The sequence below is a fragment of the Niallia sp. RD1 genome (assembly GCF_024219955.1).
Lineage (GTDB): Bacteria > Bacillota > Bacilli > Bacillales > Cytobacillaceae > Niallia > Niallia alba.
This window is the reverse complement of the sequence record NZ_CP100420.1, coordinates 370713-395749: the sequence shown is the minus strand read 5'-3', so window position 1 is coordinate 395749 and position 25037 is coordinate 370713. Positions and strand designations below refer to the sequence as shown.

20 protein-coding genes are annotated in these 25037 nt (G+C 37.6%); all 20 read left to right on the top strand.

The window, feature by feature from the left end:
* Positions 1-528: 528 nt before the first annotated feature.
* The 20 genes from nikB to NKG37_RS01875 all read left to right on the top strand — a co-directional run bounded on the left by nikB (position 529) and on the right by NKG37_RS01875 (position 25006).
* A complete protein-coding gene (gene nikB, locus NKG37_RS01970; protein ID WP_040343527.1) occupies positions 529-1473 on the top strand; it encodes a nickel ABC transporter permease in 945 nt (314 codons plus the stop codon).
* Between the two features lie 15 nt (positions 1474-1488).
* Positions 1489-2388 carry an ABC transporter permease gene (locus tag NKG37_RS01965; RefSeq protein WP_254415703.1) on the top strand — a complete coding sequence of 300 codons (900 nt, stop codon included), beginning with the start codon at positions 1489-1491 and terminating at the stop codon, positions 2386-2388.
* 29 nt (positions 2389-2417) lie between these two features.
* Positions 2418-3944, top strand: coding sequence for a glutathione ABC transporter substrate-binding protein (locus tag NKG37_RS01960; protein WP_101729333.1), 1527 nt, complete (start codon positions 2418-2420; stop codon positions 3942-3944).
* A gap of 9 nt (positions 3945-3953) precedes the next feature.
* Positions 3954-4964 carry an ABC transporter ATP-binding protein gene (locus NKG37_RS01955; RefSeq protein ID WP_254415702.1) on the top strand — a complete coding sequence of 337 codons (1011 nt, stop codon included), beginning with the start codon at positions 3954-3956 and terminating at the stop codon, positions 4962-4964.
* On the top strand, positions 4933-5925 hold the full coding sequence (locus NKG37_RS01950; RefSeq protein WP_016203456.1) for an ABC transporter ATP-binding protein: 993 nt from the start codon (positions 4933-4935) through the stop codon (positions 5923-5925). The genes NKG37_RS01955 and NKG37_RS01950 overlap by 32 nt, the downstream gene beginning before the upstream one ends.
* A 1-nt stretch (position 5926) precedes the next feature.
* A complete protein-coding gene (locus NKG37_RS01945) occupies positions 5927-7537 on the top strand; it encodes a gamma-glutamyltransferase family protein (protein ID WP_101729331.1) in 1611 nt (536 codons plus the stop codon).
* Between the two features lie 24 nt (positions 7538-7561).
* A complete protein-coding gene (locus NKG37_RS01940; protein ID WP_101729330.1) occupies positions 7562-8125 on the top strand; it encodes a chromate transporter in 564 nt (187 codons plus the stop codon).
* Positions 8122-8652: a chromate transporter gene (locus NKG37_RS01935; RefSeq protein ID WP_169189121.1), complete on the top strand. Its 531-nt coding sequence runs from the start codon at positions 8122-8124 to the stop codon at positions 8650-8652. Before NKG37_RS01940 ends, NKG37_RS01935 begins: the two co-directional genes overlap by 4 nt.
* 20 nt (positions 8653-8672) lie before the next feature.
* On the top strand, positions 8673-9509 hold the full coding sequence (locus NKG37_RS01930) for a DUF1028 domain-containing protein (RefSeq protein ID WP_101729329.1): 837 nt from the start codon (positions 8673-8675) through the stop codon (positions 9507-9509).
* A gap of 351 nt (positions 9510-9860) precedes the next feature.
* A complete protein-coding gene (gene secA / locus NKG37_RS01925) occupies positions 9861-12380 on the top strand; it encodes a preprotein translocase subunit SecA (protein ID WP_169189120.1) in 2520 nt (839 codons plus the stop codon).
* A gap of 386 nt (positions 12381-12766) precedes the next feature.
* Positions 12767-13871 (top strand): peptide chain release factor 2 gene (gene prfB / locus NKG37_RS01920; RefSeq protein ID WP_156827808.1). Its coding sequence is split into 2 segments (ribosomal slippage): positions 12767-12838 and positions 12840-13871, totalling 1104 coding nucleotides; the frame shifts between segments, so codons are not numbered across the junction.
* A gap of 241 nt (positions 13872-14112) precedes the next feature.
* The gene (locus NKG37_RS01915) at positions 14113-15096 is read left to right on the top strand and encodes a glycosyltransferase family 2 protein (RefSeq protein WP_254415701.1); all 984 of its coding nucleotides are present in this window, start codon (positions 14113-14115) and stop codon (positions 15094-15096) included.
* Positions 15093-15521, top strand: coding sequence for a GtrA family protein (locus NKG37_RS01910; protein WP_254415700.1), 429 nt, complete (start codon positions 15093-15095; stop codon positions 15519-15521). The genes NKG37_RS01915 and NKG37_RS01910 overlap by 4 nt, the downstream gene beginning before the upstream one ends.
* On the top strand, positions 15518-17203 hold the full coding sequence (locus NKG37_RS01905; RefSeq protein ID WP_254415699.1) for a DUF6044 family protein: 1686 nt from the start codon (positions 15518-15520) through the stop codon (positions 17201-17203). The genes NKG37_RS01910 and NKG37_RS01905 overlap by 4 nt, the downstream gene beginning before the upstream one ends.
* Positions 17204-17343: 140 nt before the next feature.
* Entirely contained in the window at positions 17344-18144 is an 801-nt protein-coding gene (bacA, locus tag NKG37_RS01900; RefSeq protein ID WP_016203446.1) for an undecaprenyl-diphosphate phosphatase, read from the top strand.
* Between the two features lie 328 nt (positions 18145-18472).
* A complete protein-coding gene (locus tag NKG37_RS01895) occupies positions 18473-19291 on the top strand; it encodes a YitT family protein (protein ID WP_016203445.1) in 819 nt (272 codons plus the stop codon).
* Positions 19292-19559: 268 nt separating this feature from the next.
* Positions 19560-20777 carry an IS110 family RNA-guided transposase gene (locus NKG37_RS01890; RefSeq protein ID WP_254415698.1) on the top strand — a complete coding sequence of 406 codons (1218 nt, stop codon included), beginning with the start codon at positions 19560-19562 and terminating at the stop codon, positions 20775-20777.
* A gap of 1098 nt (positions 20778-21875) precedes the next feature.
* Positions 21876-22562, top strand: coding sequence for a cell division ATP-binding protein FtsE (gene ftsE, locus NKG37_RS01885; RefSeq protein ID WP_016203444.1), 687 nt, complete (start codon positions 21876-21878; stop codon positions 22560-22562).
* A complete protein-coding gene (ftsX, locus tag NKG37_RS01880) occupies positions 22552-23445 on the top strand; it encodes a permease-like cell division protein FtsX (RefSeq protein WP_016203443.1) in 894 nt (297 codons plus the stop codon). The genes ftsE and ftsX overlap by 11 nt, the downstream gene beginning before the upstream one ends.
* A 151-nt stretch (positions 23446-23596) precedes the next feature.
* Positions 23597-25006 carry a murein hydrolase activator EnvC family protein gene (locus NKG37_RS01875; RefSeq protein ID WP_169189118.1) on the top strand — a complete coding sequence of 470 codons (1410 nt, stop codon included), beginning with the start codon at positions 23597-23599 and terminating at the stop codon, positions 25004-25006.
* The last annotated feature ends 31 nt before the right edge of the window (positions 25007-25037 follow it).

Genomic DNA, 25037 nt, shown 5'->3' with positions numbered 1-25037 from the left:
AAAATTCAGATTAATTGTAAGGATATAGAAACCCCAACCAATTCCCCCAAGAAAATTTATAAATTACTTTTAAAAATTCTCTAACTAAAAATATAAGGAAATTTACTTTTTTGAAATAGTATTCACCGTTTAACATTCCTACCAATCAGAACGAATCCATCCATATAAATTACTATAAGAGAATAAAGATAGTATAAAAATACCCGAAAATGTATGATTATTAACTGAATCCAATCCCCGTAATCTATAGAAACTCTCCTTTTTTCAAAGTCGCTAACTTTGTGAAAAACATATTACTATTTCGATAAAATAAATATTAGAGAAGCGAAAGGGTTTTCTTGTTTTCTGTAAATATCGAATATATAAAATTATTAATTTTTTTAGAAAAATCACTAGAATTCTTTTTGTAACTGTCTTATAATCATGAATATTAATTATTTGCTTTCGTTTGTTAATTAAATGAAAGGATTTAGTTTACTTTTGAAAGTTAATATTGGTTATTTTGCAAAGAGGGGGAAGGTGAGACGGTTGATCTCGATGATTATTAGAAGGCTATTTCAGCTCGTATTATTACTTATTGGAATATCTTTCTTAGTTTTTGCTAGTATGCACATGGCACCAGGTGATCCAGCTTCGATTATAGCAGGACCAACGGCAACTGATTCTGATATCGCCGCCATTCAAGAAAGTTTAGGTTTGAATAAGCCTTTTCTTGTTCAGTATTGGGACTATTTAAAAAATGTATTACAGGGTGACCTGGGTTATTCCTATCAAACGAAACAGTCTGTGTCAGAAGCGATTGCGCTAAGATTTCCGAATACACTGAATTTAGCAATTGCAAGTATCATTGTTGCGGTTGTGATTGGATTAGTAGCTGGTATTATCTCAGCACTTAAACAAAATTCATGGCTAGATGTATTCAGTACTGTATTTTCATTAGGCGGGATATCGATCCCTAACTTCTGGCTAGGTTCTATCTTGATTCTCGTATTCGCCGTCAACTTACAGATGCTGCCGGTTGGAGGATTGGATGCTCCGTTTTGGACAATTGAGGGAATGCAGCAATTAATTCTTCCTGCTATTACATTAGGAACGGGCTCAGCTGCGATGATTGCTAGGATGAGTCGTTCCTCGATGTTGGAAGTGATTCAAGCGGATTATGTCCGAACGGCGAGGGCCAAAGGAGTGAAGGAAAAATCAATTATTGGCGTCCATGCAATGAAAAATGCAATGATTCCTGTCATTACCGTAATTGGCGTTAACTTTGGAGGATTATTAGGGGGAACGATTATTACCGAACAGGTTTTTGCAATAAATGGTGTTGGGAGATTAATGATTAATGCGATTGCATCAAGAGATTTTCCGATGGTGCAAGGCTCCGTATTATTGGTAGCTTCCCTTTTTGTTTTAGTGAATTTAATCGTTGATATTATTTACGTCTTTGTAGATCCGAGAATTAGCTATGACAATTAAGAAAGGAGGAAGTCGATGGAAACAGTAACAAACCCGCAAGTGTCACCCATTGTAAAGAAGGCAAAGAAAGATTCGTTTCTATTATCTACTTGGAAAAAGTTGATTCGAAATCGTTTGGCCGTTGTTGGACTGATTCTTATTATATTGCAAGTAGCAATCGCTATAACGGCACCGTTAATCACAAGCTATGACCCTGCACGTCAAAATCTTGAAGCGACAGAATTACCGATGTTCTCTGAAGGACACTGGCTTGGGACTGATAATTATGGTCGTGATATGTGGAGCAGAATAGCTTATGGGGCAAGAATCTCCTTAGTAGTTGGTAGTATAGCCGTTACGCTTGGATTAGTAGGCGGCATTACGCTAGGCTTGTTGGCAGGCTATTATCGTAAATTAGACGGAATTATTATGAGAATCGTAGACTTACTATTTGCTTTTCCAGGTATATTGCTTGCAATGCTTATCATTGCCGTTCTTGGAACGAGCTTAGTAAATGTAGCGATTGCTATCAGTATCTGGTCGATTCCTTCTTGTGCCAGAATAGTCAGAGGCTCTGTTTTATCTGTAAAAAAACAAGAATATATGCTGGCAATGAAATCTCTTGGAGCAAGCGATATTCGCATTATGTTTAAGCATATTTTGCCAAACTGTACAGCACCAATTATCGTGTTCGCCACCATGCGTATGGCGACCGCAATTCTTTCGACAGCTTCTCTTAGTTATTTAGGATTAGGAGCGCAGCCACCAACACCTGAATGGGGAGCAATGATTTCTCAAGGACAGGCGTATATGTGGACATCCCCACATATGACGATTATTCCTGGTATTGCCATTATGCTAACAGTATTTGCTTTTAATGTCTTAGGAGACGGATTAAGAGATGCGCTCGATCCAAATATGAAAGTTAATCAATAACAAATACATATAATGAAGGGGAGTTATTTATGAAGAAGTTAGTTTTTGCTATGTTAGCATTATTACTGCTTGTTGCAGCAGGCTGTTCGAAAAGTTCTAGTGGAGGATCAAACGGAGGAAATGTTACCCAGGAAATAACGTATGCATCAACTTCAGATGTAGTAGGACTATCGCCCATTTTAACAAATGACTCTGTTTCTGCCTCTGTCAATGAGCAAGTATACGAAACATTGTTCACGCGTAATTCAGAAACAATGGAAATTGAACCACTTTTAGCGGAATCCTATGAAAATCCTGATGAATTAACATGGGTAATCAAGTTAAAAGAAGGAATTACGTTCCAAGACGGTACACCATTTAATGCGGAAGCAGTAAAGTATACATTTGATAAATTCCGCGATCCTGCAACTGCTGCACCACGTGCTTCATTGCTTGAACCAATTGAATCTGTCAATGTACAAGATGAATACACAGTAGAAATTAAAACAAAGTATGCATATGGTGCATTACTTGCAGCACTTTCTCATTCTAATGCAGCAATTGTTAGCCCAGAGGCAGATAAAAACGGCGATTTAATGAAAAATCCTGTAGGTACTGGTCCATTTAAATTTGTTAGCTGGACACCAGGAGAATCTGTTGTATTAGAAAAATATCCTGATTATTGGCAAGGGGAAGCAAAACTAGACAAAATTACTTTTAAAGTAGTGCCAGAAGTAACAACAGCAATTTCCATGCTGCAATCAGGAGATGTTCAATTTATTGACGCAATTCCAACAGAGCAATTGTCTCGTGTAGAAGGGCTTAAAAATGTAGAAATAACGAAAAAAGAAGGAACACCTGTTTACTGGTTTGGATTTAACATGCAAAAGGAACCGATGAACAATTTAGAATTTCGACAAGCAGTAGCATATGCATTGAATCGTGATGCTTATGTGAAACAACTTAACGGTTTAGGGGTTGCTGGTAATAGTGTTATTGGGCCAAAAGTATTCGGCTATGATGAGGCAAGCAATGACGTTGGTTATGAATATAACCTAGAAAAAGCAAAAGAATTAGTAGAGAAAAATGGCTTTGGTGACAAAGAGTATACATTACTAGTTGCGAACAGAGCGAACTATATGAAAATGGCAGAAATCAGCCAATCTCAATTGCAAGAAGCAGGCTTTAAAATCAAAATTGAAACAATGGAATGGGGAACATATCTTGATGCAACCCGGACTGGAGATTATGAGTTGAGTTTCTTAAGCTGGTCCAATTCAACAGCAGATGGAAGTGAATTATTATATCCAAATTTCCATTCTGATAATGTAGAATCCTCTAACAAGGTGAAATATAGCAATGAAACATTTGATAAATTAGTAGAAGAAAGTCGTGAAAGTGTAGACCAAGATGTGCGTGCAGCGAAACTAAAAGAAGCGAATGAATTTCTTGTAAAAGACGCACCAGCCATTGTTATGAACCATGGAGTAGTAACACTTGCTTATGATAAATCTGTTAAAGGATTAGAGATTGATCCAACAGGAACTTGGTCACTATATAAAGTTTACAGAGAGTAGGGATTAAAAATGGAGAAGAAGCTATTATCTGTAAAAGACTTACGGACAAATTTTCGTACAGCTGATGGGGAACTATCAGCTGTACGAGGAATTTCTTTTGACTTAGATAAGGGAGAAACATTATGCATTGTCGGAGAATCCGGTTGTGGGAAAAGTATTACCTCCCTTTCACTTATGGGGCTTCTTCCGAGTAATGGCTATATTAGCAAAGAGTCTTCGATTAATTTGAATGGCACCGATTTGTCAAAACTCCCGAAGGAACGACTGCGTTCTATCAGAGGTCGCGACATCTCGATGATTTTCCAAGAACCGATGACGGCTCTAAATCCGGTTTTAACAATCGGATATCAGCTAAGAGAGCCGCTAATGCTTCATCAACAATTATCGAAGCAAAAGGCACATGCGAAAGGAATTGAATTATTAACACAAGTTGGAATTCCCTATCCTGAAAAAAGAATGAAGCAATACCCACATGAATTAAGTGGCGGGATGAGACAACGGGTTATGATTGCTATTGCCCTGTCATGCCGTCCGCAATTATTGATTGCTGATGAACCAACTACTGCGCTAGATGTAACAATTCAAGCACAAATATTGGATTTAATGGATGATTTAAAGAACCAGCTTGGCATGGGTGTTATTATGGTTACCCATGATATGGGAGTAGTTGCGGAAATAGCGGATCGAGTAATGGTTATGTATGCCGGGGAAAAGGTGGAGGAAGGCGATGTGGAAAGTATCTTTACCAATCCGCAGCATCCTTATACAAGAGGCCTTCTAAACTCTGTACCTGATATTGATGATCCATCTTTTGAACTTGAAGCAATTCCAGGTTCATTGCCTAACTTAAATGAAGAAATCAGTGGATGTCGCTTTCATCCGCGCTGTCCATTTGCGACAGATAGATGTAAAGCAGATTCCCCGAAAGAATATGAGCTGCATTCCGCTCATCGCGTAAAATGCTGGTTGCAGGAGGAGGTGGAAATACATGCAGACGATCGAGAAACCATCCCTTCTTAAATTAGAAGGGGTTAAGAAGTATTTTCCTATTAAAGGTGGCTTATTGCAAAGAGTTCAAGGCAATGTAAAGGCTGTCGAAAATGTTAGTTTAGAAGTTTTTGAGGGAGAAAGTGTTGGTGTTGTTGGAGAATCTGGCTGTGGGAAATCGACGCTTGGCCGAACGATTCTTGGATTAGAAGAAATAACCGATGGAAAGGTGTATTTCCAAAGCCAAGATACACAGGCACTTTCGAGTAAAGAACGAAAAGCAATCAAAAAAGATATGCAGATGATCTTCCAAGATCCATATGCTTCCTTAAATCCGCGCCAAAAAATTGGCAATGCATTAGAAGAGGCATTTGTTATTCATACCAATCTATCAAAAGAAGATAGAAAACAAAGGGTAGTAGAACTTTTACAAGAGGTCGGTTTAAAGGAAGAACATTATGATCGCTATCCCCATGAATTTAGTGGCGGGCAGCGTCAACGTATTGGGATTGCGCGTGCAATTGCTCTTAATCCTTCTTTGATTATTTGTGATGAAGCAGTTTCTGCTTTAGACGTTTCTGTTCAAGCACAAGTATTAAAATTAATGAAGGGATTAAAAGATAAATATCAATTAACATATCTGTTTATCTCTCATGATCTAGGGGTAGTTCGCTATTTTTGTGATCGAGTTTTAGTTATGTATTTAGGGAATACGGTGGAACTTGCTTCCTCGGAAAAATTATATGAAAATCCCCTTCATCCTTACACAAAAGCATTGTTATCCTCGATTCCGCGACCTAAAATGGGAGGAAAGGGTGAACGTATTCGCTTAAAAGGAGAGATCCCTAATCCTGCTAACCCGCCATCTGGGTGCCCGTTCCATACACGCTGTCCGATTGCGACTGACTTATGCAAACAATCGAAACCAGAGTGGAAAGAAGCAGAGGCGAATCACTTCGTAGCCTGTCATTATGTCGGAAAGGAATTGAATTAATATGAAACTAGATTACTTGTATCATCCTTATCCATCCCAACGTAACACTGTATTTGCCAAAAAGGGAATGGTCGCTACTTCCCAGCCTTTAGCTGCTCAAGCTGGTCTTGAAATTTTGCAGAAGGGTGGGAATGCGATTGATGCGGCTATTGCAACAGCAGCAGCCTTAACAGTAGTGGAGCCAACATCGAATGGAATCGGCGGCGACGCGTTTGCCCTTGTATGGGTAAAAGACAAGTTGCACGGATTAAATGCGAGCGGCCCGGCACCAAGTTCTATTTCTATTGACGATTTAAAAGAAAAAGGGTTAGAGAAGATGCCAACCCATGGCGTTATCCCCGTTACTGTACCAGGAGTTCCATCTGCATGGGCTGCACTTTCAGAAAAGTTTGGAAAGTTACCTTTGAGTGAAACGTTGGCACCGGCTATTCGTCTGGCTGAAGAAGGTTATCCAGTTAGCCCGACTTTAGGGAAGTATTGGGATCTTGCGTACAATCGTTTTAAAGAGAAGTTTCAAGGAGAAGAATATAAACCTTGGTTCGATACCTTTGCACCGAATGGCAGAGCGCCAAAAATTGGCGAGGTTTGGTCATCAGAAGGTCATGCTTCTACCTTGCGTTCTATTGCAGAAACAAATGCGGAGAGCTTTTATCGAGGAGAATTGGCAGAAAAAATTTCGCAGTTTATGGAAGATCATAATGGCTATCTTCATAAAGACGATTTAGCTCGTTTTTATCCAGAATGGGTAGAACCAATATCCGTTTCTTATAAAGGTTATGACGTTTGGGAAATTCCACCAAATGGTCAAGGGTTAGTTGCTTTAATGGCATTAAATATTGCTAAAGGCTTTGATTTAACAGAGAAGGATTCGGTACATACATACCACAAGCATATCGAAGCAATGAAGCTTGCATTTACAGATGGAAAAGCATTTATTACGGAAGAGAAAGAAATGCCTCATACAGTAAGTGAACTATTAAGCGAAGAATACGCGGCTTTAAGAAGAGAAAAAATCGGCGAGCATGCCATTACTCCAGAACCATTATCCCCTCCAAAAGGAGGAACGGTTTACTTAGCCGCAGCAGATGAAGAAGGAAATATGATTTCGTATATTCAAAGTAATTACATGGGCTTTGGTTCGGGAATTGTTATTCCAGAAACAGGAATTGGCTTGCAAAACCGCGGGCATGATTTTTCACTAGATCCCACTCATCCCAATGCATTAAAACCAGGAAAAAGAACGTATCATACGATTATTCCAGGTTTCCTTACGAAAAATAATAAACCAGTCGGACCTTTTGGGGTTATGGGTGGTTATATGCAGCCACAAGGACATTTCCAGGTTGTCACCAATACAATTGATTTCCATTTGAACCCACAAGCGGCATTAGATGCACCAAGATGGCAGTGGTTGGAAGGAAAGAAAATTCTCGTAGAACCTCATTTTCCAAACTATCTTGCCCAAGCACTTGCAAGACGTGGACATGAGATTCAAACCGCGACGGAGTATGGGCACTTTGGCAGAGGACAGATTATTTGGCGAGATGAAGAGACGGGGGTATTAATTGGCGGGACAGAATCAAGAACAGATGGAGCGATTGCTTCCTGGTAAGACTTCGGAAAGGTTGTTGATTTTATGACACATTGGCATCTATTTCTTGCATTTTTCCGAGTTGGGATACTAGGATATGGCGGTGGTCCATCTTCTATTCCCCTTGTAAAAAATGAAGTAGTCGATAAATATAAATGGATGACAGATGACGAGTTTTCTGATGTTTTAGCATTAGGGAATGCTTTGCCTGGACCGATTGCGACAAAGATGGCCGGGTATATTGGTTGGCAAGTAAAAGGAGTCCTCGGAATGTTAAATGCCATTATCGCATCCGTTGTTCCGACGATTTTATTAATGATTGTTCTTTTAACCTTTTTAAATTCCTTTAAAGATAAGCCTTGGGTATTAGGAATGGCCAAGGCAGTTGTTCCCGTAGTTGGGGTAATGCTAGCGGTATTAACAGTAGATTTTCTAAAAAAAGTAAATGCTCATTTTGGTGTGAAGCTAACGATTGGATTACTGATAGCAAGTCTTATCCTTTTAGTTCTTCTTAATATCCATCCAGCGATTGTAATTGGAGTTGTTATTGTTGTTTCCCTTCTTAGTAAGCAGGAGAAGCAGGAAGTAAAAGAGGTGAAGGCTTCATGATTTACTGGCACATCTTTTGGGCATTTTTTCTTCCTGGGATACTTGGCTATGGAGGAGGACCCGCTTCCATTCCTTTAGTGGAAAAAGAAGTAGACGACCGGTATGGCTGGGTTACGGAAAATGAATTTAGTGAAATGCTGGCAATGGGAAATGCATTGCCTGGACCAATTGCAACAAAAATGGCAGGCTACATCGGATTTCAAGAAGGTGGTGTAATTGGAGCCTTTATTGGTGTCTTTGCGACGGTTGCTCCATCCTTGTTACTCATGATTGCCTTGCTTCGTCTTTTAATGAAATTTAAAGATTCACCTAAAGTAAATTTACTGACAAACTTAGTTCGACCAGTGATAGCGGTTTTACTAGCAATGATGACGATTAGTTTTTTTCAGAATTCGTATGATGGAATCGGAATTTACCAGACAGTTTTCATAGGCGTCGTAAGCTTACTTTTACTAGAAAAAGTAAAAGTTCATCCTGCTTATGTGATAGCAGGTTCCCTTATGTATGGGGCTATTTTCTTGGCTTAAATGGAGAAGGAGGTTAGGCAATGACATTTTCGATTATTGGCTATGATCCACAGGAAAAAGAATGGGGCATTGCTGTCCAGTCTAAATTTCTTGGCGTTGGTGCAGTTGTTCCTTGGGCAAAAGCAGGAGTGGGAGCCGTTGCGACGCAATCTTATGCAAATACGTCCTTTGGTCCAGAAGGCTTGCGTTTAATGGAAGAAGGAAAATCAGCAGAAGAAGCCTTGCATACACTATTAGACAAAGACCCAGGAAGAGAGCAAAGACAGGTTGGCTTTATTGATGCAAATGGGAATGCTGCAACTTTTACGGGAAAGGAATGTTATAACTGGGCTGGAGGGGTAACAGGTCCTCATTTTGCAGCACAGGGAAATATTCTTGTTGATGAAAATACAGTACAGGCAATGGCGGATATTTTTCAAAAAACAGAAGGGAAACTAGCAGAACGGCTACTTGCAGCATTGCAAGCAGGACAGGACGCTGGTGGTGATAGTAGAGGGCAGCAATCAGCAGCGCTGCTTGTTGTAAAAGAAAGTGGAGGATATGGTGGTTTTAATGATCGCTATGTTGACTTGCGGGTAGAAGATCACGAGGAGCCAATCAAAGAACTTGCACGCATCTATCAATTACAGCAACTCTATTTCGCCCCATCAAAGCCAGAGAATATTATTTCGATAGAAGGAAAGACGCAAGAAGAACTAACGACACACTTACAAAGATTAAACTATCTAAACGAAAATACAACAGACGTATCAACAGCGCTAAAAACATATATTCATACCGAAAACTTTGAAGAACGAGAGCAACCAACAGGACTCATCGATTTAGAAGTACTTGAGTATATGAAAAAACAGAAGTGATTATCGTAAAAAACTTCCTAAATTGATAGGGAGTTTTTTTGTGTGTCTTGATAGAATCCATTGTTCTGTCAAGGTATAAGTTGTCACGCTATTGTGGAAATGGTAAGATGTATAGATGATACTAGTTTCATTTTAAAGAAAAATGGGTATTTAGCCATCATTTTTCTTCTATAATATATAGTATGCGATATAATTAAAGGTAATTAACTAAAAAATTGATTTTTTTCGATGAAATCACGGATATGTTAACAAAGAAGACAATTAATTTTCATCTGCTTTTAATGAAAAAGAGATAATCTTCCCAATATCTACTACGATTTCTCATTATAATAGAAAAAGGAGCGTTTTTTAATGCTTGGAATTTTAAATAAAGTATTTGATCAAAACAAACGCGATATTAAGAAATTAGCAAAAATTGCTGATAAGATTGAATTGCTTGCAGATGAAACTGCAGCATTATCGGACGAGCAATTAAAAGGAAAAACAGAAGAATTTAAAGCGCGTTTCCAAAAAGGGGAAACATTAGATGACTTATTGGTAGAAGCCTTTGCAGTAGTGAGAGAAGCTGCCAAGCGTGTACTTGGACTTTATCCATATCATGTACAGCTAATGGGGGGAGCATCCCTTCATGATGGAAATATTTCCGAGATGAAAACAGGGGAAGGTAAAACATTAACGGCAACAATGCCTGTTTACTTAAATGCCCTATCTGGTAAAGGAGTTCACGTTGTAACAGTCAACGAATATCTTGCTACTCGTGATGCCGCAGAAATGGGTCAATTATATAATTTCCTTGGATTAACAGTCGGACTTAACTTAAATGGTCTTTCTAGAGAGGATAAGCAAGCAGCTTATAGTGCCGATATCACATACGGAACAAATAATGAATTTGGTTTTGATTATTTGCGTGATAACATGGTTCTTTATCACGAGCAAAAGGTACAAAAACCATTGTATTATGCAGTAATCGATGAAGTCGATTCCATCTTAATTGATGAAGCTCGTACTCCACTTATCATTTCTGGTTCTGCACAAAAATCAACACAGCTTTATGTTCGTGCTAACATTTTTGTTAGCAGCCTAAAGCCAGAAAAAGATTATACCTATGATGAAAAAACAAAAGGTGTTCAATTAACAGAAGAAGGTATGTCAAAAGCAGAGCGTGTTTTCCAAATCGAAAACCTATTTGACGTTTCCAATGTTGCGATTAACCATCATATTACCCAAGCATTAAAAGCTCATGCTAGTATGCACAAGGATATAGACTATGTGGTTCAAGATGGCGAGATTGTCATTGTTGACCAATTTACAGGCCGTTTAATGAAAGGCCGCCGCTATAGTGATGGCTTGCATCAAGCAATTGAAGCGAAAGAAAACTTAGAAATTCAAAATGAAAGCATGACGCTTGCAACGATCACATTCCAAAACTATTTCCGTATGTATGAAAAACTTGCAGGGATGACTGGTACAGCAAAAACGGAAGAAGAGGAATTCCGCAATATTTATAATATGAACGTTGTTGTTATTCCAACAAACCGTGATATCGTTCGTGATGATCGTCCAGATTTAATCTATGCATCAATGGACGGGAAATTTAGAGCAGTCGTGGAAGATATTGCAGAGCGTCACAAAAACGGACAACCAGTACTTGTTGGTACTGTTGCAATTGAAACGTCTGAAATCATCTCGAAGTATTTAACGAAAAAGGGAATTCCGCATAATGTCTTGAATGCGAAAAACCATGAAAGAGAAGCGGAAATCATTGCAACTGCCGGGGAACAAGGTTCTGTGACCATTGCAACAAATATGGCTGGTCGTGGTACAGATATTAAACTTGGCGAAGGTGTTAAAGAATTAGGCGGTCTATCAGTTATCGGTACAGAGCGTCATGAAAGTAGACGTATTGATAACCAGCTTCGTGGTCGTTCTGGTCGTCAAGGAGATCCAGGGGTAACACAATTCTATCTATCCATGGAAGATGAATTGATGCGCCGTTTCGGTTCAGACAATATGAAAAATATGATGGCGAGACTGGGTATGGATGATTCCCAGCCTATCCAAAGTAAAATGGTATCCCGTGCTGTAGAATCTGCACAAAAACGTGTAGAAGGAAATAACTTCGATTCACGTAAGCAATTACTACAGTATGATGATGTTCTTCGTCAGCAACGTGAAATCATCTACTCACAGCGTAATGAAGTATTAACTTCTGAAAACTTGCGCTCTATTGTGGAAAAGATGATTAAATCATCATTAGAGAGAAATGTCCAAGCACATACTCCAGATAATGCAGACAGAGAAAGCTGGGATTTACAGGCTATCGTGGATTATGTAAATGGAAATCTTCTTAACGAAGGTGATGTAAGTGTAGCGGATCTTCGTGGAAAAGAAAGTGATGAAATCGTTGAATTCATTTTCACGAAAGTATTACAAAGCTATGATGAAAAAGAAGAGAAGCTTTCGCCTGAACAAATGCGCGAATTTGAAAAAGTTATTGTTCTTCGTGCAGTTGATAGTAAGTGGATTGACCATATCGACCAAATGGATCAATTACGCCAAGGTATCCATCTTCGTGCATATGGACAAATCGATCCGCTTCGTGAATATCAATCAGAAGGATTTGCTATGTTTGAAGCAATGGTTATTGCCATTGAAGAAGACGTTGCAAAATATATCATGAAAGCAGAAATCCGCAATAATCTGGAAAGGGAAGAAGTGGCAAAAGGCCAAGCAGTAAACCCAAAAGAAGAAGGCGGTGACAAGAAACCAAAGAAAAAACCAGCAGTTAAGCAACTAGACATCGGACGTAATGCACCATGCTTCTGTGGCAGCGGAAAAAAATATAAAAATTGCCATGGCGCAAATTTATAATATATAGTAGTTAGGGGTCTACCTTTTCCTTTTGGAAAACGGTAGACTTTTTTATTTGGATGGGGGCGGGGGCTTGGAGATTGGATTAGAATGCAAGTAAAAGAGGGAAAGTCGCAAGTAAAGGTGAGGAAGTCGCAAGTAAAGGTGGAGAAGTTGCAAGTAAGGGTGCGAAAGTCGCAAGTAAAAGTGCGAAAATCGCAAATAAGGGTGGAGAAGTCGCAAGTAAAGGTGTGAAAATCGCAAGAAAGCCCGCAAAACGCACGATCAATTTCCCGCTTCACTATTAAATTAACAGGAAAACATGCATTTTTTTTCAAAAAGCCATATAATACATAAAGGAAGTAGTAAACTACTTAGAACTATAATTTATATAAAGGGTGACATTAATGGAATTAGCAGATATTCGCAATGAGTTAGAAAAGATAAATGTAACACTAGAAAACTTTAGGGGGTCTCTTTGACTTAGAGAACAAAGAGGCGCGTATTGCTGGGTTAGAAGATGAAATGCTTCATCCTGACTTCTGGAATGATCAGCAAGCAGCTCAAGCAGTAATTTCAGAAAGCAATGCATTAAAGGACCAGGTTCATGAATTCTACCAATTAGTAGAAACATTTGAGAACCTTGAATTAACTTACGAATTGGTGAAGGAAGAGGACGATGCTGAGCTTCGTGCGGAGTTGGAAGAGGAGCTTACGGAATTAGTTGATCGTTTAAGCCAGTTCGAATTAAATTTATTATTAAGTGGACCGTATGATAAAAATAATGCCATCTTGGAACTGCACCCAGGTGCGGGTGGTACAGAGTCTCAAGACTGGGGCAGCATGCTTCTGCGCATGTATACAAGATACGCAGAGAAAAAAGGGTTCAAAGTGGAGACCTTGGACTATTTACCAGGAGACGAAGCTGGTATTAAGAGTGTAACGTTAGCGATTAAAGGACATAACGCATATGGATACTTAAAAGCGGAAAAAGGGGTTCATCGCTTAGTGCGTATTTCACCATTTGACTCGTCTGGCCGCAGACACACAAGTTTCGTATCCTGTGATGTAATGCCTGAGTTTAACGATGAAATTGAAATCGAGGTTCGTACAGAAGATTTAAAAATTGATACGTATCGTGCTAGTGGAGCGGGTGGTCAGCATATTAATACAACCGATTCTGCTGTTCGTATTACGCATATTCCAACAGGCGTTGTTGTTTCCTGCCAGACAGAGCGTTCGCAAATTAAAAACAGAGAAACCGCAATGAAAATGTTGAAAGCAAAATTATATCAACGTAAAATCGAAGAACAAGAAGAAAAGCTTGCGGAAATCCGTGGAGAACAAAAGGAAATTGGTTGGGGAAGTCAAATCCGTTCTTATGTTTTCCATCCATATTCCATGGTTAAAGATCACCGCACGAATACAGAAGTTGGGAATACACAATCTGTCATGGATGGTGACCTTGATATCTTTATTAATGCTTATCTTCGTTCCAAAATTAATTCTTAATAAACAGAGCCAAATTCGGAATGGATTAGTGATTGCTAATCCAGGCGAATTTGGCTTTTTTATATAGCACTAATGAAAGTATCCGTTTTCACTTTCTGTTTACTATTCTTTTACAGTTTTTTTACATAATATTTTCCAATTAATGAAACTATTTCACAGTTTCACCGTCTTACTTAAGTGGGGTATTTAATAAAAAGATATTTCATTATAGGAAAAAGTGGAAAGAAAAGAGGTATTACAAATGCAAAAAACAATATTAACCATTGCTGTACCTTGTTTTAATGAGGAAGAAGTTTTTGATCAGACAATGGAAAATTTACGAACCGTTTTGTGCGATTTAATGGGAGAAAATTTAATCAGTGAGCAAAGTCAATTACTGTTTATTGATGATGGCAGTAAAGATTCTACATGGGAGAAAATCGAAAATGCTACTTTGTTTGATCCGTTAGTAAGTGGAATGAAACTATCGAGAAATTTTGGCCATCAGCGTGCATTATTAGCTGGATTGGAAGAGGCAGTCAAATTTTCAGATTGTGTGATAAGTATCGATGCTGACCTTCAAGATGATACAGGCGTAATAAGAGAATTCATTATTCAGTATTTACAAGGCAATGAAATCGTCTATGGAGTAAGAAGCAAACGGAATACAGATACTTTTTTCAAAAGAAATACGGCCCAAGGCTTTTATCGATTAATGGAGAAAATGGGCTTGTCACTTGTTTATAATCATGCTGACTATCGATTATTAAGTAAAAGAGCAATCGAGGAAATGCTTCGGTTTAAAGAATCAAACATGTTTTTAAGAGGTGTTGTCCCTCTATTAGGCTTCAAATCTACAAAAGTTTATTATGAACGAAAGGCTAGAGCAGCAGGGGAATCAAAATATCCTTTCCGTAAAATGATTGCTTTTGCTTTAGATGGAATCACTTCTTTTAGTGTAAAACCAATCCGTCTTATTACGATGTTAGGTTTCTTATTTTCGGTGATTAGTGTATTTGCTGGTATCTATGCGTTAGTTCAGAACTTTATGGGGCATACAGAATCTGGATGGACATCTTTGATGATTTCTGTTTGGCTACTTGGTGGATTAATGCTTATGAGTATCGGTTTAATCGGAGAGTATATCGGAAAAATTTATGAGGAGGTTAAGCAGCGACCACGTTATATTATTGAAAGTAATTTATGCAAGAAAGTAGGAAATAAATCAAAGGTGCATTCTAGATGAAGGATAAATCGTTTCTTATATTCTTAATAGTTGGTCTTATGAATACTTTTATTGGTTTATCTATCATTTATTTATGCTTGAACATACTGCATTTCCATTATTGGACTGCAACGTTTATAGGAAATGCAGTAGGAGCATGTGTAAGTTATTTTCTAAATAAACGATTTACATTCAAAAGCACTGCGGATTTAGGAAGTAGTGGACTACGCTTCATCGCAGTCATTTTAGCCTCTTATTTTCTTGCTTATAAAGCAGGCTTGGTAATTGTGGAAATGCTGCTGAGTGAAATGGCCTTTTTATCTTTCTATACAGATGAAATTGCCGTTCTATTTGGAAGTGGTTTCTATACATTATTAAATTATGCAGGGCAGAAATATTTTGTTTTTCCGAAACGATATCAAGAAAATGCTAGGAGCGTCAAATGAATTATTTAAAGAGAGAAAGAACGTTTTTTTATATAGCAATTGTAATTGTTTTACTGTGGGTACTGCCTTATTTTGTGCTAAATGAAGATGCTCATATGCGAGTACATGACAATCTAGATTCTAACTTGGGATGGTATGAAGTAATGAAAGATAACGGAATTGCCTTCTCTCCGTTACATACACCAGTGGAACAAATTATGAATGGGGAATTTTCGAGAGACACTTATTATTCCGAGTATTATGCGATGGTCTTCCTATTTCAACTATTCCCTCCTGTCATTGCATATGGACTTAGTCAAGCAATTACTCACTTTGTTGCATTTTTAGGGATGTATTTATTATTGAAAAAATATGTGATGAAAGAGGAGCATAAAAATGCTTATCTGATTACAATTGGCGTTGCGCTAGCCTTTAGCTTAACACCGTATTGGCCGTCAGGAATGCTCAGCATTCTTGGAATGCCCCTTGCCTTATGGAGTATGATGAATATTAAAAACGGAGAAAGAAACTGGAAGGATGCAGCTGTTTTAACGATCATTCCCTTCTTTTCAACCTTTGTTATTGGCTTTTTCTATTTCCTTGCAGCGATGGGAATGTTTTGGCTATACGACAGTATCAAGAACAGAAAAAGAAATTGGGCATTTCTTATCGCCATTATCTATATGATTTTTATTTATTTAGCAATCGATTATCGTCTTGTTTTTTCCATGATTGCACCACTATCGGATGAATTAACAAACAGAGATGTATTCTATCAATCAAAGTTAAATTTTGTGCAAACCTTGAAGCTTGTCGTGAAAAATTATGTGATCAGTCATAATCAAGATCGAACTATTCATCAATTTATTATTTTACCATTAACTTTATATGGTCTTATCATCGTTCGTTTGAAAAAAACGTGGAAGGAAAATAAATTATATGTAGGTCTTCATTTATTGAATATCGTCCTCTCAACATGGTATGCCTTTTGGTTTTTTGAAGGATGGCAGCCATTAAAAGAGAAGTTTGGTATTTTAACAAGCTTTAATTTTGCTAGATTTCATTATTTGCGACCGGTGATTATCTATACTTTATTTGCACTTACTTTGAAAATGATCTGGAAGAATGGCTATTTCGGTCGTAAGCTTGTCTATGTGCTGATAATCGGTCAGTTACTAATTTTAGTGCTGACAAATGAACAGATCATGTATAAAAATCAACCAAGCTATAAAGAATACTTTGCTGAAGAGCAATTTGCAGACATTAAGGAATTTATCGGAAAGCCGCTGGATCAATATAGAGTAGTAAGTATCGGCATCCATCCAAATGTAGCACAGTATAATGGGATGTATACACTGGATTCCTATAGCAATATTTATCCATTAACATATAAGCTTCAATTTAGAAAAATAATCGAGCCAGAGCTTAACAAAAATAAAGCGTTAAGAAACTATTACGACGACTGGGGCGGTAGATGTTATATTTTTGTCGATGAATTGGGCAAGTACTATCAATATTCTAAGCAATCCGATAAAGAGATTAACCATTTACAGTTAAATGTAGAAGCATTGAAAGAGATGGGGGGACAATATATTCTATCTGCACTCCCAATCAATAATGCAGAAGAAACAAATCTTGAATTTATGAAGGATTTTGAATCGAAAGAAAGCAATTGGCATATTTATTTATATAAAGCCATGTGAAAAAAGAGCCTGACTTGGCTCTTTTTTTATTTTTCGATTCTAGATTAAGGCGTTAAAAAATATATTTAAATGGACATGCGTTAATTTTTGTTGAGTATTTTTCTGTAAAGCACGCCCATCTTTCTAAGAGGAGGAACTTCATGGAGATTATCATTGCTATTATATTAGGAATAGTAGAAGGATTAACTGAGTTTGCTCCAGTTTCATCAACTGGCCATCTCATTTTAGTTGCGCATTTATTAGAATTCACAGGGGAGAAAGCCAAAACGTTTGAAATTATTATCCAATTAGGAAGTATTCTTGCGGTAGTCTTTGTTTTTTGGAGACGAATTTTAAGTATTCTAGGAATAAAAAAGTGGCAGAAGGGGGAAGAGGTTGGGACATTAAGCATTTTTCATATTGCCATTGGAATTATTCCCTTTGGGATAGGAGGCGTCCTATTTTATGATTTTATTAAGGAAGTACTTTTTCGATCAGGAACGGTTGTAATTACGCTTATTATCGGGGGTCTATTGATGCTGGCAGCAGAGAAATGGAAACCGCACAAGCCTACAGCAGAAACCTTAGATCAAGTTACTTATCGACAAGCATTTGCAGTTGGAATGTTTCAGTGCTTTGCATTGGTACCTGGCTTTTCCCGTTCTGGGGCAACTTTATCTGGTGGTTTGCTCGCTGGAATGAGCCACAAAACAGCATCGGAATTTACTTTTATTATGGCAATTCCGATCATGGCAGCTGCGACTGGTAAGGATTTGTTCGAAAGCTGGAACTATTTAACTCCACAAGACCTTCCTCTTTTCCTGACTGGTTTTTTCACTGCTTTTATTGTTGCATTATTAGCTATTAAGTTTTTCTTGCAGCTAATCAACAAAATCAAGTTGGCTCCTTTTGCTTATTATCGATTCGGACTTGCCTTCCTCTTTTGGATTTTTATTTTATAGTCTTTAACAGACCTCGCAAACTACTTTTGCGGGGTCAAATCTTCTTATTTCATCGCTTTACCACGCTAATTTATCACCATTTACACTTCAAATAATAGATGATATACTCTCTGCTTGGGAAGAATCAGTTCATTGAATGATGAATAGAGGAATGAGAATCGCTTCCTCTTTTTCGTTTGTTTTTTTTTTAATAAATTGCACTGATTATAAAAAGGATGTCATATTTTTGATTATGCTCTTTACAATTTTTACATAATAAAAAAGATTGTCGAATAAGAATGCTTTGAAAATGTGACAGAAATTGACAAGAAAATAGAGGTGTAAAAGAATGAAATTGCGCGAGTATGTTTATGTGCTAATAGGGTCGGCAATTGTCGCTTTATCATTTAATTTGTTTTTATTACCTAACAATATTGCCTCTGGCGGAGTAAGTGGTATTAGCACGATTACAAAGGCAATGTTTGCGTGGGAACCAGCCTATGTGCAATGGGCATTTAATATTCCATTATTTATTTTAGGCGTCCTTTTATTAGGAAAGAGCTTCGGAGTGAAGACGTTAGTGGGTACCGTATTTTTACCATTTGTTGTGTACCTTTCAAGAGGGTTAGAGCCATGGACAAATGAACCATTACTAGCTGCCCTTTATGGTGGAATAGGGATTGGACTTGGCATAGGAATTGTTTTTAGAGGGAAAGCATCTACTGGTGGAACAGACCTAGCTGCTCAGATCATCAATAAATTTACAGGTATTTCGTTAGGCAAATGTGTCGCATTAATTGATGGGATTATTGTTATTACTGCTTCTATCGTATTTAGTATTGAACAAGGTCTTTATGCATTAATTGCTTTATTTGTAACGAGTAAAACAATCGATCTTGTTCAAGTAGGATTTGGAAGTTCAAAAATGACTTTGATTATTACCGATAAACAAGAAGAAGTAAGGGAAGGTATTTTAAATAAGATTGACCGTGGTGTAACAAGATTAACTGCACACGGTGGCTATACTGATTCAGAAAGACCAATCTTAATGTGTGTCGTAGATCAGTCGCAATTTATAAAGCTAAAGCAATTAGTAAAATCTATTGATGAAACAGCATTTGTGGTTGTAACAGACGCCTCAGAGGTTCTTGGGAGAGGTTTTAAATAAGATTATCCCACTCTTAACGGACAGCCATCCATGAAGCAAGCTTCACCAACAAGGATGAAAATAGGTGTTGATTGCCCATACTGATACTACGGCTGGAGAGGAAGGTCGACTTACTGTGGTACCTCGAGTCCATCGGACAGTCTGACACCAACGATCAAGGTGCACCAACAATTGTCGCTCTCTTTGAGAAGCACGCATGGGAGATTAACCCTATTCTGGTTGTTGCACCAGCCTCCATAATTAGTGGCCGTAGAAAGGATGCTTTTTTATGCAAGTAGTTGTGGAACGTGCATGTGGGTTAGATGTTCATAAGAACAGTATAACCGCATGTGTAGTTACTCCAGAGGGAAAGGAGATTAAAACCTTTTCTACTATGACTGTATTTTTATTAGAACTAGTAGACTGGGTGAAGGAACATGGATGCACACAAGTGGCGATGGAAAGTACTGGGGTATACTGGAAGCCAATTGTCAATTTATTAGAATTGGAGGAAATCGGTTATTTAGTTGTCAATGCCCAACATATCAAAGCAGTTCCTGGAAGAAAGACAGATGTAAAAGATGCCGAGTGGATCTGTGAATTACTCCGACATGGATTACTAAAAGGTAGCTATATTCCAAATAGAGATCAACGAGAATTAAGAGAACTTGTTAGATATCGCCGAAGTATGGTGGAGGAACGAGCACGACAACATAATCGAATCCAAAAAGTACTGGAAGGTGCCAATATTAAATTAGGATCCGTTGTTTCCGATATTTTAGGAGTATCAAGCCGAGAAATGCTTCAATCGATCGCTGATGGCGAAGACAACGTGGAGATATTAGCTAATTCAGCTAGAGGAAAGTTAAAAGAGAAAAGACAGGAACTAGAACTTTCCCTTCAAGGAAGAATAACTGCCCATCAACGTATGATGTTAAAGTCGATTTTAAGCCATATAGATTTTTTGACAAAACATATTGAAATGATTGATGAGGAGATCGAATCTAGATTAGAACCATCCAAGGAAGATATAGAAAGATTAGATTCTATTCCAGGGATTGCCATTCCTACTGCCCAACAGATTTTAGCTGAAATCGGAAATAAAGTGGGGGAACAGTTTCCAACTGCAGCTCATTTATGTTCATGGGCGGGAGTTGTACCAGGGCACAATGAAAGTGCGGGTAAAAAGAAATCATCTAAGACGAAAAAAGGGAATAAATACTTACGGTCAGCATTGATAGAGGCGGCTCATTCGGTTGCAAGATCAAAAACCTATCTCGGTGCGCTTTATAGAAGAATTTGTGCGAGAAAAGGAAGAAAGAGAGCTGGAATGGCTGTTGCCCATGCGATGTTGAGAATTGCCTATTACCTCTTAACCCGTAAGGAATATTATGTTGATCTTGGAGAAGATCATTTTGATAAACAAAAACAACAGTCAATTGTTAGTTATTCCGTAAAAAGGTTAGAGAAACTTGGCTACCAAGTAATCATCTCAAAAGTATCTTAAGCAAACGGACCATTCATAAATTGGAATATGCGCTCTCTTTCAAAAAACACGAATGAGCTGCGTCGTATTTAGTGTTGCCAAATTTCCAAGATGACAACAGTTTATTTTCATGGGAGTAAGACTCCCCCTCAAGCATAGGAGAATACGAGGAAGATCAACTGTCCGTAAAGGTCCGATTGGTTCAACTAACCATCAGTGGGGATAAAGGAAAGCCCCCACTGATGGAAGTTTCACTTTATTGAGAATATCTTTTTTAGGGATGATTCATTGGGTTTAAAAGGAATCGGAACTAAAGAAGATATTCTTTTTATTAGGCTGTTTTCTAAAGGATTGTTGTTTTTTCAATCGAAAAAAGAATTAGTTGAAAAAATGGAGCAGCCGGAATACACGTAGACGCCACGGGGATTAGCGAGACAGTCTGAGACCCCGGAGGCGAAGCGGAGGAGGCTTAAGCTTAGCCCCACGGAAAGCGAAGTGTATTCCGGCTGCGGGTAATCGCAACAAACTTTACGAAAACAGCTTTTTATTATAAATTTGTCGAATTTTCTTTTTTTAGAATGTAGTATACAGGAAATGAATTTTGTGAATTTTTTGTGTCTTAACAAAAGATGGTTTTTAATATGTAAATAATGTTCAATAAAAATTAATGGATTCAGGTATATAATACTATTTATCGAAAAAAATAACGAAAATAAAGGGGAAATAGGTCGATTTGTAGTACTATATTAATAGAAATTGTTGGCATATGATGAAAACAATAGTACTTTATGTTATGTTTGAAAAGAAAATGTAATAATTTTTTACGTTAATTTGACGTATTATGATGATATAATAGCTTAAGTAAGCAAAGGGGCAGCCTGTGAATAATTGCAGATTGTCACTTTAAGTCGGTTGAAAGTTGTCGAATTTTGGTTTTTGAATCATATGGAAAAGTAGAAGGAATAGGTTAGGAAAATTAAACTTATTGCCAGAGGATAAATTCATAAACCAAATCACTTCCATATAACTCTTCTGTGATTCGTTTATGTTTTCAAACTCATATGTAACTTCTTCACTTTTCAATAATCCATACAAAAAATAATTCAGGTGTGATAATAGATGATAGAAATGAAGAATGTAATGAAGAAGTATGCTAACGGTGTAATAGCCGCTAATGGGATAAATGTTAGGATCAATCAAGGTGAATTTGTTTATGTAGTAGGACCAAGTGGTGCAGGTAAGTCTACATTTATTAAAATGATGTATCGTGAAGAAAAGCCTACACAAGGAAGTATTCGAATTAACGGTATAAATTTAGAAAAATTAAAAGACAAGAAGGTTCCATTATTAAGAAGAAACATGGGAGTTGTCTTTCAGGATTTTAAGCTCCTTCCTACGTTAACTGTTTTTGAAAATGTTGCCTTTGCGTTAGAAGTTATTGAAGAAAACCCAAAATATATAAAGAAAAAAGTCATGGAGACTCTAGAACTGGTTGGATTAAAGCATAAGGCAAGGATGTTGCCAACAGAATTATCTGGAGGAGAGCAACAACGTATTTCCATTGCACGTTCCATTGTCAATTCCCCGAAATTAGTGATTGCAGATGAGCCTACCGGAAATCTGGATCCTGAAACATCATGGGAAATTATGAATATTTTTGAAACGATAAATAATAGAGGTACAACAATTATAATGGCAACCCATAATCGTGAAGTAGTTAACACGATAAAGCACCGTGTTATTGCTATTGAAGGCGGCAGAATTGTACGTGATGAAACGAGAGGTGAATACGGATATGAAGGCTAGGACAGTAGCTAGGCACACAAAAGAAAGTTTTAAAAGCCTTCTTCGTAACGGTTGGATGACATTTGCCTCTGTTAGTGCGGTAACCATCACATTAATCCTTGTTGGAGTATTCTTCGTTATAATGATGAATTTAAATCATGTAGCGACTTCTATTGAAGAAAATGTAGAGATAAGAGTGCATATTGATGTAGCAGCAACAGAGGAAGAGAGAAACACGCTAGAAGATCAAATAAAGGCTATTCCAGAAGTCGGTAGTGTTGTCTTCTCTCCTAAAGGGGAAGAATTGGACAACTTAATCAGTAGTCTAGGAGAAGATGGGGATGCCTTTAAACTCTTTGAACAGGATAATCCATTAAATGATGTCTTTGTTGTGAAAACGAAGGATCCAGAAGATACATTAACCGTAGTAGATAAAATTGAGAAGCTTGAACACGCTGCAAAAGTAAGGTATGGACAAGGTACTGTTGAAAAGCTATTTAGCGCAATTGATATGAGTAGAAATGTAGGGATTGTGCTGATCATCGGTTTACTATTTACAGCAATGTTCCTTATTTCCAATACGATTAAAATTACGATTGTTGCGAGAAGAAAAGAAATTGAAATTATGCGTTTAGTAGGAGCAACCAATTGGTTTATCCGCTGGCCATTTTTCCTAGAAGGTATGTGGCTTGGCATATTAGGATCAATTATTCCGATAGCTGCGGTTAGCGCAGTTTATTATTATGCGTATCAATTTTTAATAGCAAAATTAGCAGGAAGCTATATTCAAATTTTAGATTATACTCCGTTTGTATTCCAAGTGTCTGGATTACTTTTAGTAATGGGAGCAGTAATTGGAATTTGGGGTTCTGTAATGAGTATCCGCAAGTTTTTAAGAGTGTAAGTTGGTTGTCGATAAAAAAATTAGTCTAAGGGTCAATAGCTTGGAGAACGAGAACTATAGTGCTTCAAGCTATTCTATTTGAATAAAAAGAGAGAAAGCAACAAATTTACCAAGTTTACATATTGGTATACGGGGAAGGAGCTTGTACTAAATGAAAAAGAAAGTTGCAAAATTAACACTTGTGTCTGCGTTAACTATAAGTAGTGTTATCGCTTATACAGCATCAACTACATCACCGGTATATGCCCAAGGTTCGCTAAGTGAGTTGAATAAGGAAAAAAGCAATATTGAGAATAAGCAAAATGATGTGAAATCCAAACTAGATGATTCTTCTAATAAATTAAATGATATTCATTCAGAACAAGAATCAGTAGAAACAGAGATTAAGAAATTAAATACGTCTATCTCAAGCACACAAGTCAAAATTACCGAGAAAAAAGAGCAGATTTCTACTACAAAAGAAGAAGTGAAAAAATTAGAAAAGCAAATTGAAGAAGTAACAGCAAGGATTGAAAAAAGAAATGAATTACTGAAAGAGCGTGCGAGATCTTACCAGCAAACTGGAGGTATGGTTAATTACCTAGATGTGTTAATGGGTTCACAAAGCTTCAGTGATTTTATTGATAGAGTTGGTGCTGTAGCAACAATCGTAGAAGCGGATCAAACGATAATTAAAGAGCAAGAAGCGGATAAAAAGCTATTAGAGGACTCTAAAGCAGAGCTAAAGTCGAAATTAAGCTCACTAGAAACAATGCTTGCTGATCTTGAATCGCTAAGTTCTCAGTTGAATACAGAGAAAAAAGCAAAAGACAAATTAATGGCTCAATTGAAAGAAGAGGAAAATCACGTACATGCAGAAATGCTTTCTTTAGAGGAAGAAGAACAGCTACTTAAAGATCAACAGGTAGCTATGGAAAAGGCGATAAAATTAGAGAAAGAAAGACAAGCAGAATTAGCAAGAAAAGCGGCAGAAGCAGAAAGACAACGTAAAGAAGCAGAAGCAAAGGCTGCTGCGGAAAGAGCTGCTACACAAAAAGCTGCTGCACAAAAAGCATCAGCTACTAAATCTAGTTCGAATAAAACTACATCAATCAGCTCGTCTAGTGGAGGCAGCAGTTCTCCAAGTGTATCGAAGTCATCTACTTCTGTATCATCTGGTAACTTTACCCGTCCAGCAGGCGGCGGCTATTTATCTTCAGGGCTTGGACAACGTTGGGGTACTTTCCATGCAGGTGTTGATATTGCAGCGACTGGAGCTGTTCCGATTTATTCGGCTGCAGATGGTGTAGTTATAAGATCGTATAATTCAAGTAGTTATGGACAAGTTATCTTTATTAGTCATTACATTGATGGACAGCAATACACAACGGTTTATGCACATATGAGAGATGGCAGTCGTTTAGTAAATGCTGGAGATGTTGTTTCAAAAGGACAACGTATCGGTACAATGGGTAATACAGGTGATTCTACTGGACAGCATTTACATTTTGAATTGCATAAAGGACCTTGGAACCAAGCAAAATCAAATGCAATTAATCCAATTGGAATTGTTCCATTGTAATAGAATAGTATAGTACTAGTTTATCCGAAAT

Coding starts and splice junctions, on each gene's coding strand:
- NKG37_RS01965 (WP_254415703.1), top strand. CDS start 1,489: ATGGAAACAGTAACAAACCCGCAAGTGTCACCCATTGTAAAGAAGGCA.
- NKG37_RS01960 (WP_101729333.1), top strand. CDS start 2,418: ATGAAGAAGTTAGTTTTTGCTATGTTAGCATTATTACTGCTTGTTGCA.
- NKG37_RS01955 (WP_254415702.1), top strand. CDS start 3,954: ATGGAGAAGAAGCTATTATCTGTAAAAGACTTACGGACAAATTTTCGT.
- NKG37_RS01950 (WP_016203456.1), top strand. CDS start 4,933: ATGCAGACGATCGAGAAACCATCCCTTCTTAAATTAGAAGGGGTTAAG.
- NKG37_RS01945 (WP_101729331.1), top strand. CDS start 5,927: ATGAAACTAGATTACTTGTATCATCCTTATCCATCCCAACGTAACACT.
- NKG37_RS01940 (WP_101729330.1), top strand. CDS start 7,562: ATGACACATTGGCATCTATTTCTTGCATTTTTCCGAGTTGGGATACTA.
- NKG37_RS01935 (WP_169189121.1), top strand. CDS start 8,122: ATGATTTACTGGCACATCTTTTGGGCATTTTTTCTTCCTGGGATACTT.
- NKG37_RS01930 (WP_101729329.1), top strand. CDS start 8,673: ATGACATTTTCGATTATTGGCTATGATCCACAGGAAAAAGAATGGGGC.
- secA (WP_169189120.1), top strand. CDS start 9,861: ATGCTTGGAATTTTAAATAAAGTATTTGATCAAAACAAACGCGATATT.
- NKG37_RS01915 (WP_254415701.1), top strand. CDS start 14,113: ATGCAAAAAACAATATTAACCATTGCTGTACCTTGTTTTAATGAGGAA.
- NKG37_RS01910 (WP_254415700.1), top strand. CDS start 15,093: ATGAAGGATAAATCGTTTCTTATATTCTTAATAGTTGGTCTTATGAAT.
- NKG37_RS01905 (WP_254415699.1), top strand. CDS start 15,518: ATGAATTATTTAAAGAGAGAAAGAACGTTTTTTTATATAGCAATTGTA.
- bacA (WP_016203446.1), top strand. CDS start 17,344: ATGGAGATTATCATTGCTATTATATTAGGAATAGTAGAAGGATTAACT.
- NKG37_RS01895 (WP_016203445.1), top strand. CDS start 18,473: ATGAAATTGCGCGAGTATGTTTATGTGCTAATAGGGTCGGCAATTGTC.
- NKG37_RS01890 (WP_254415698.1), top strand. CDS start 19,560: ATGCAAGTAGTTGTGGAACGTGCATGTGGGTTAGATGTTCATAAGAAC.
- ftsE (WP_016203444.1), top strand. CDS start 21,876: ATGATAGAAATGAAGAATGTAATGAAGAAGTATGCTAACGGTGTAATA.
- ftsX (WP_016203443.1), top strand. CDS start 22,552: ATGAAGGCTAGGACAGTAGCTAGGCACACAAAAGAAAGTTTTAAAAGC.
- NKG37_RS01875 (WP_169189118.1), top strand. CDS start 23,597: ATGAAAAAGAAAGTTGCAAAATTAACACTTGTGTCTGCGTTAACTATA.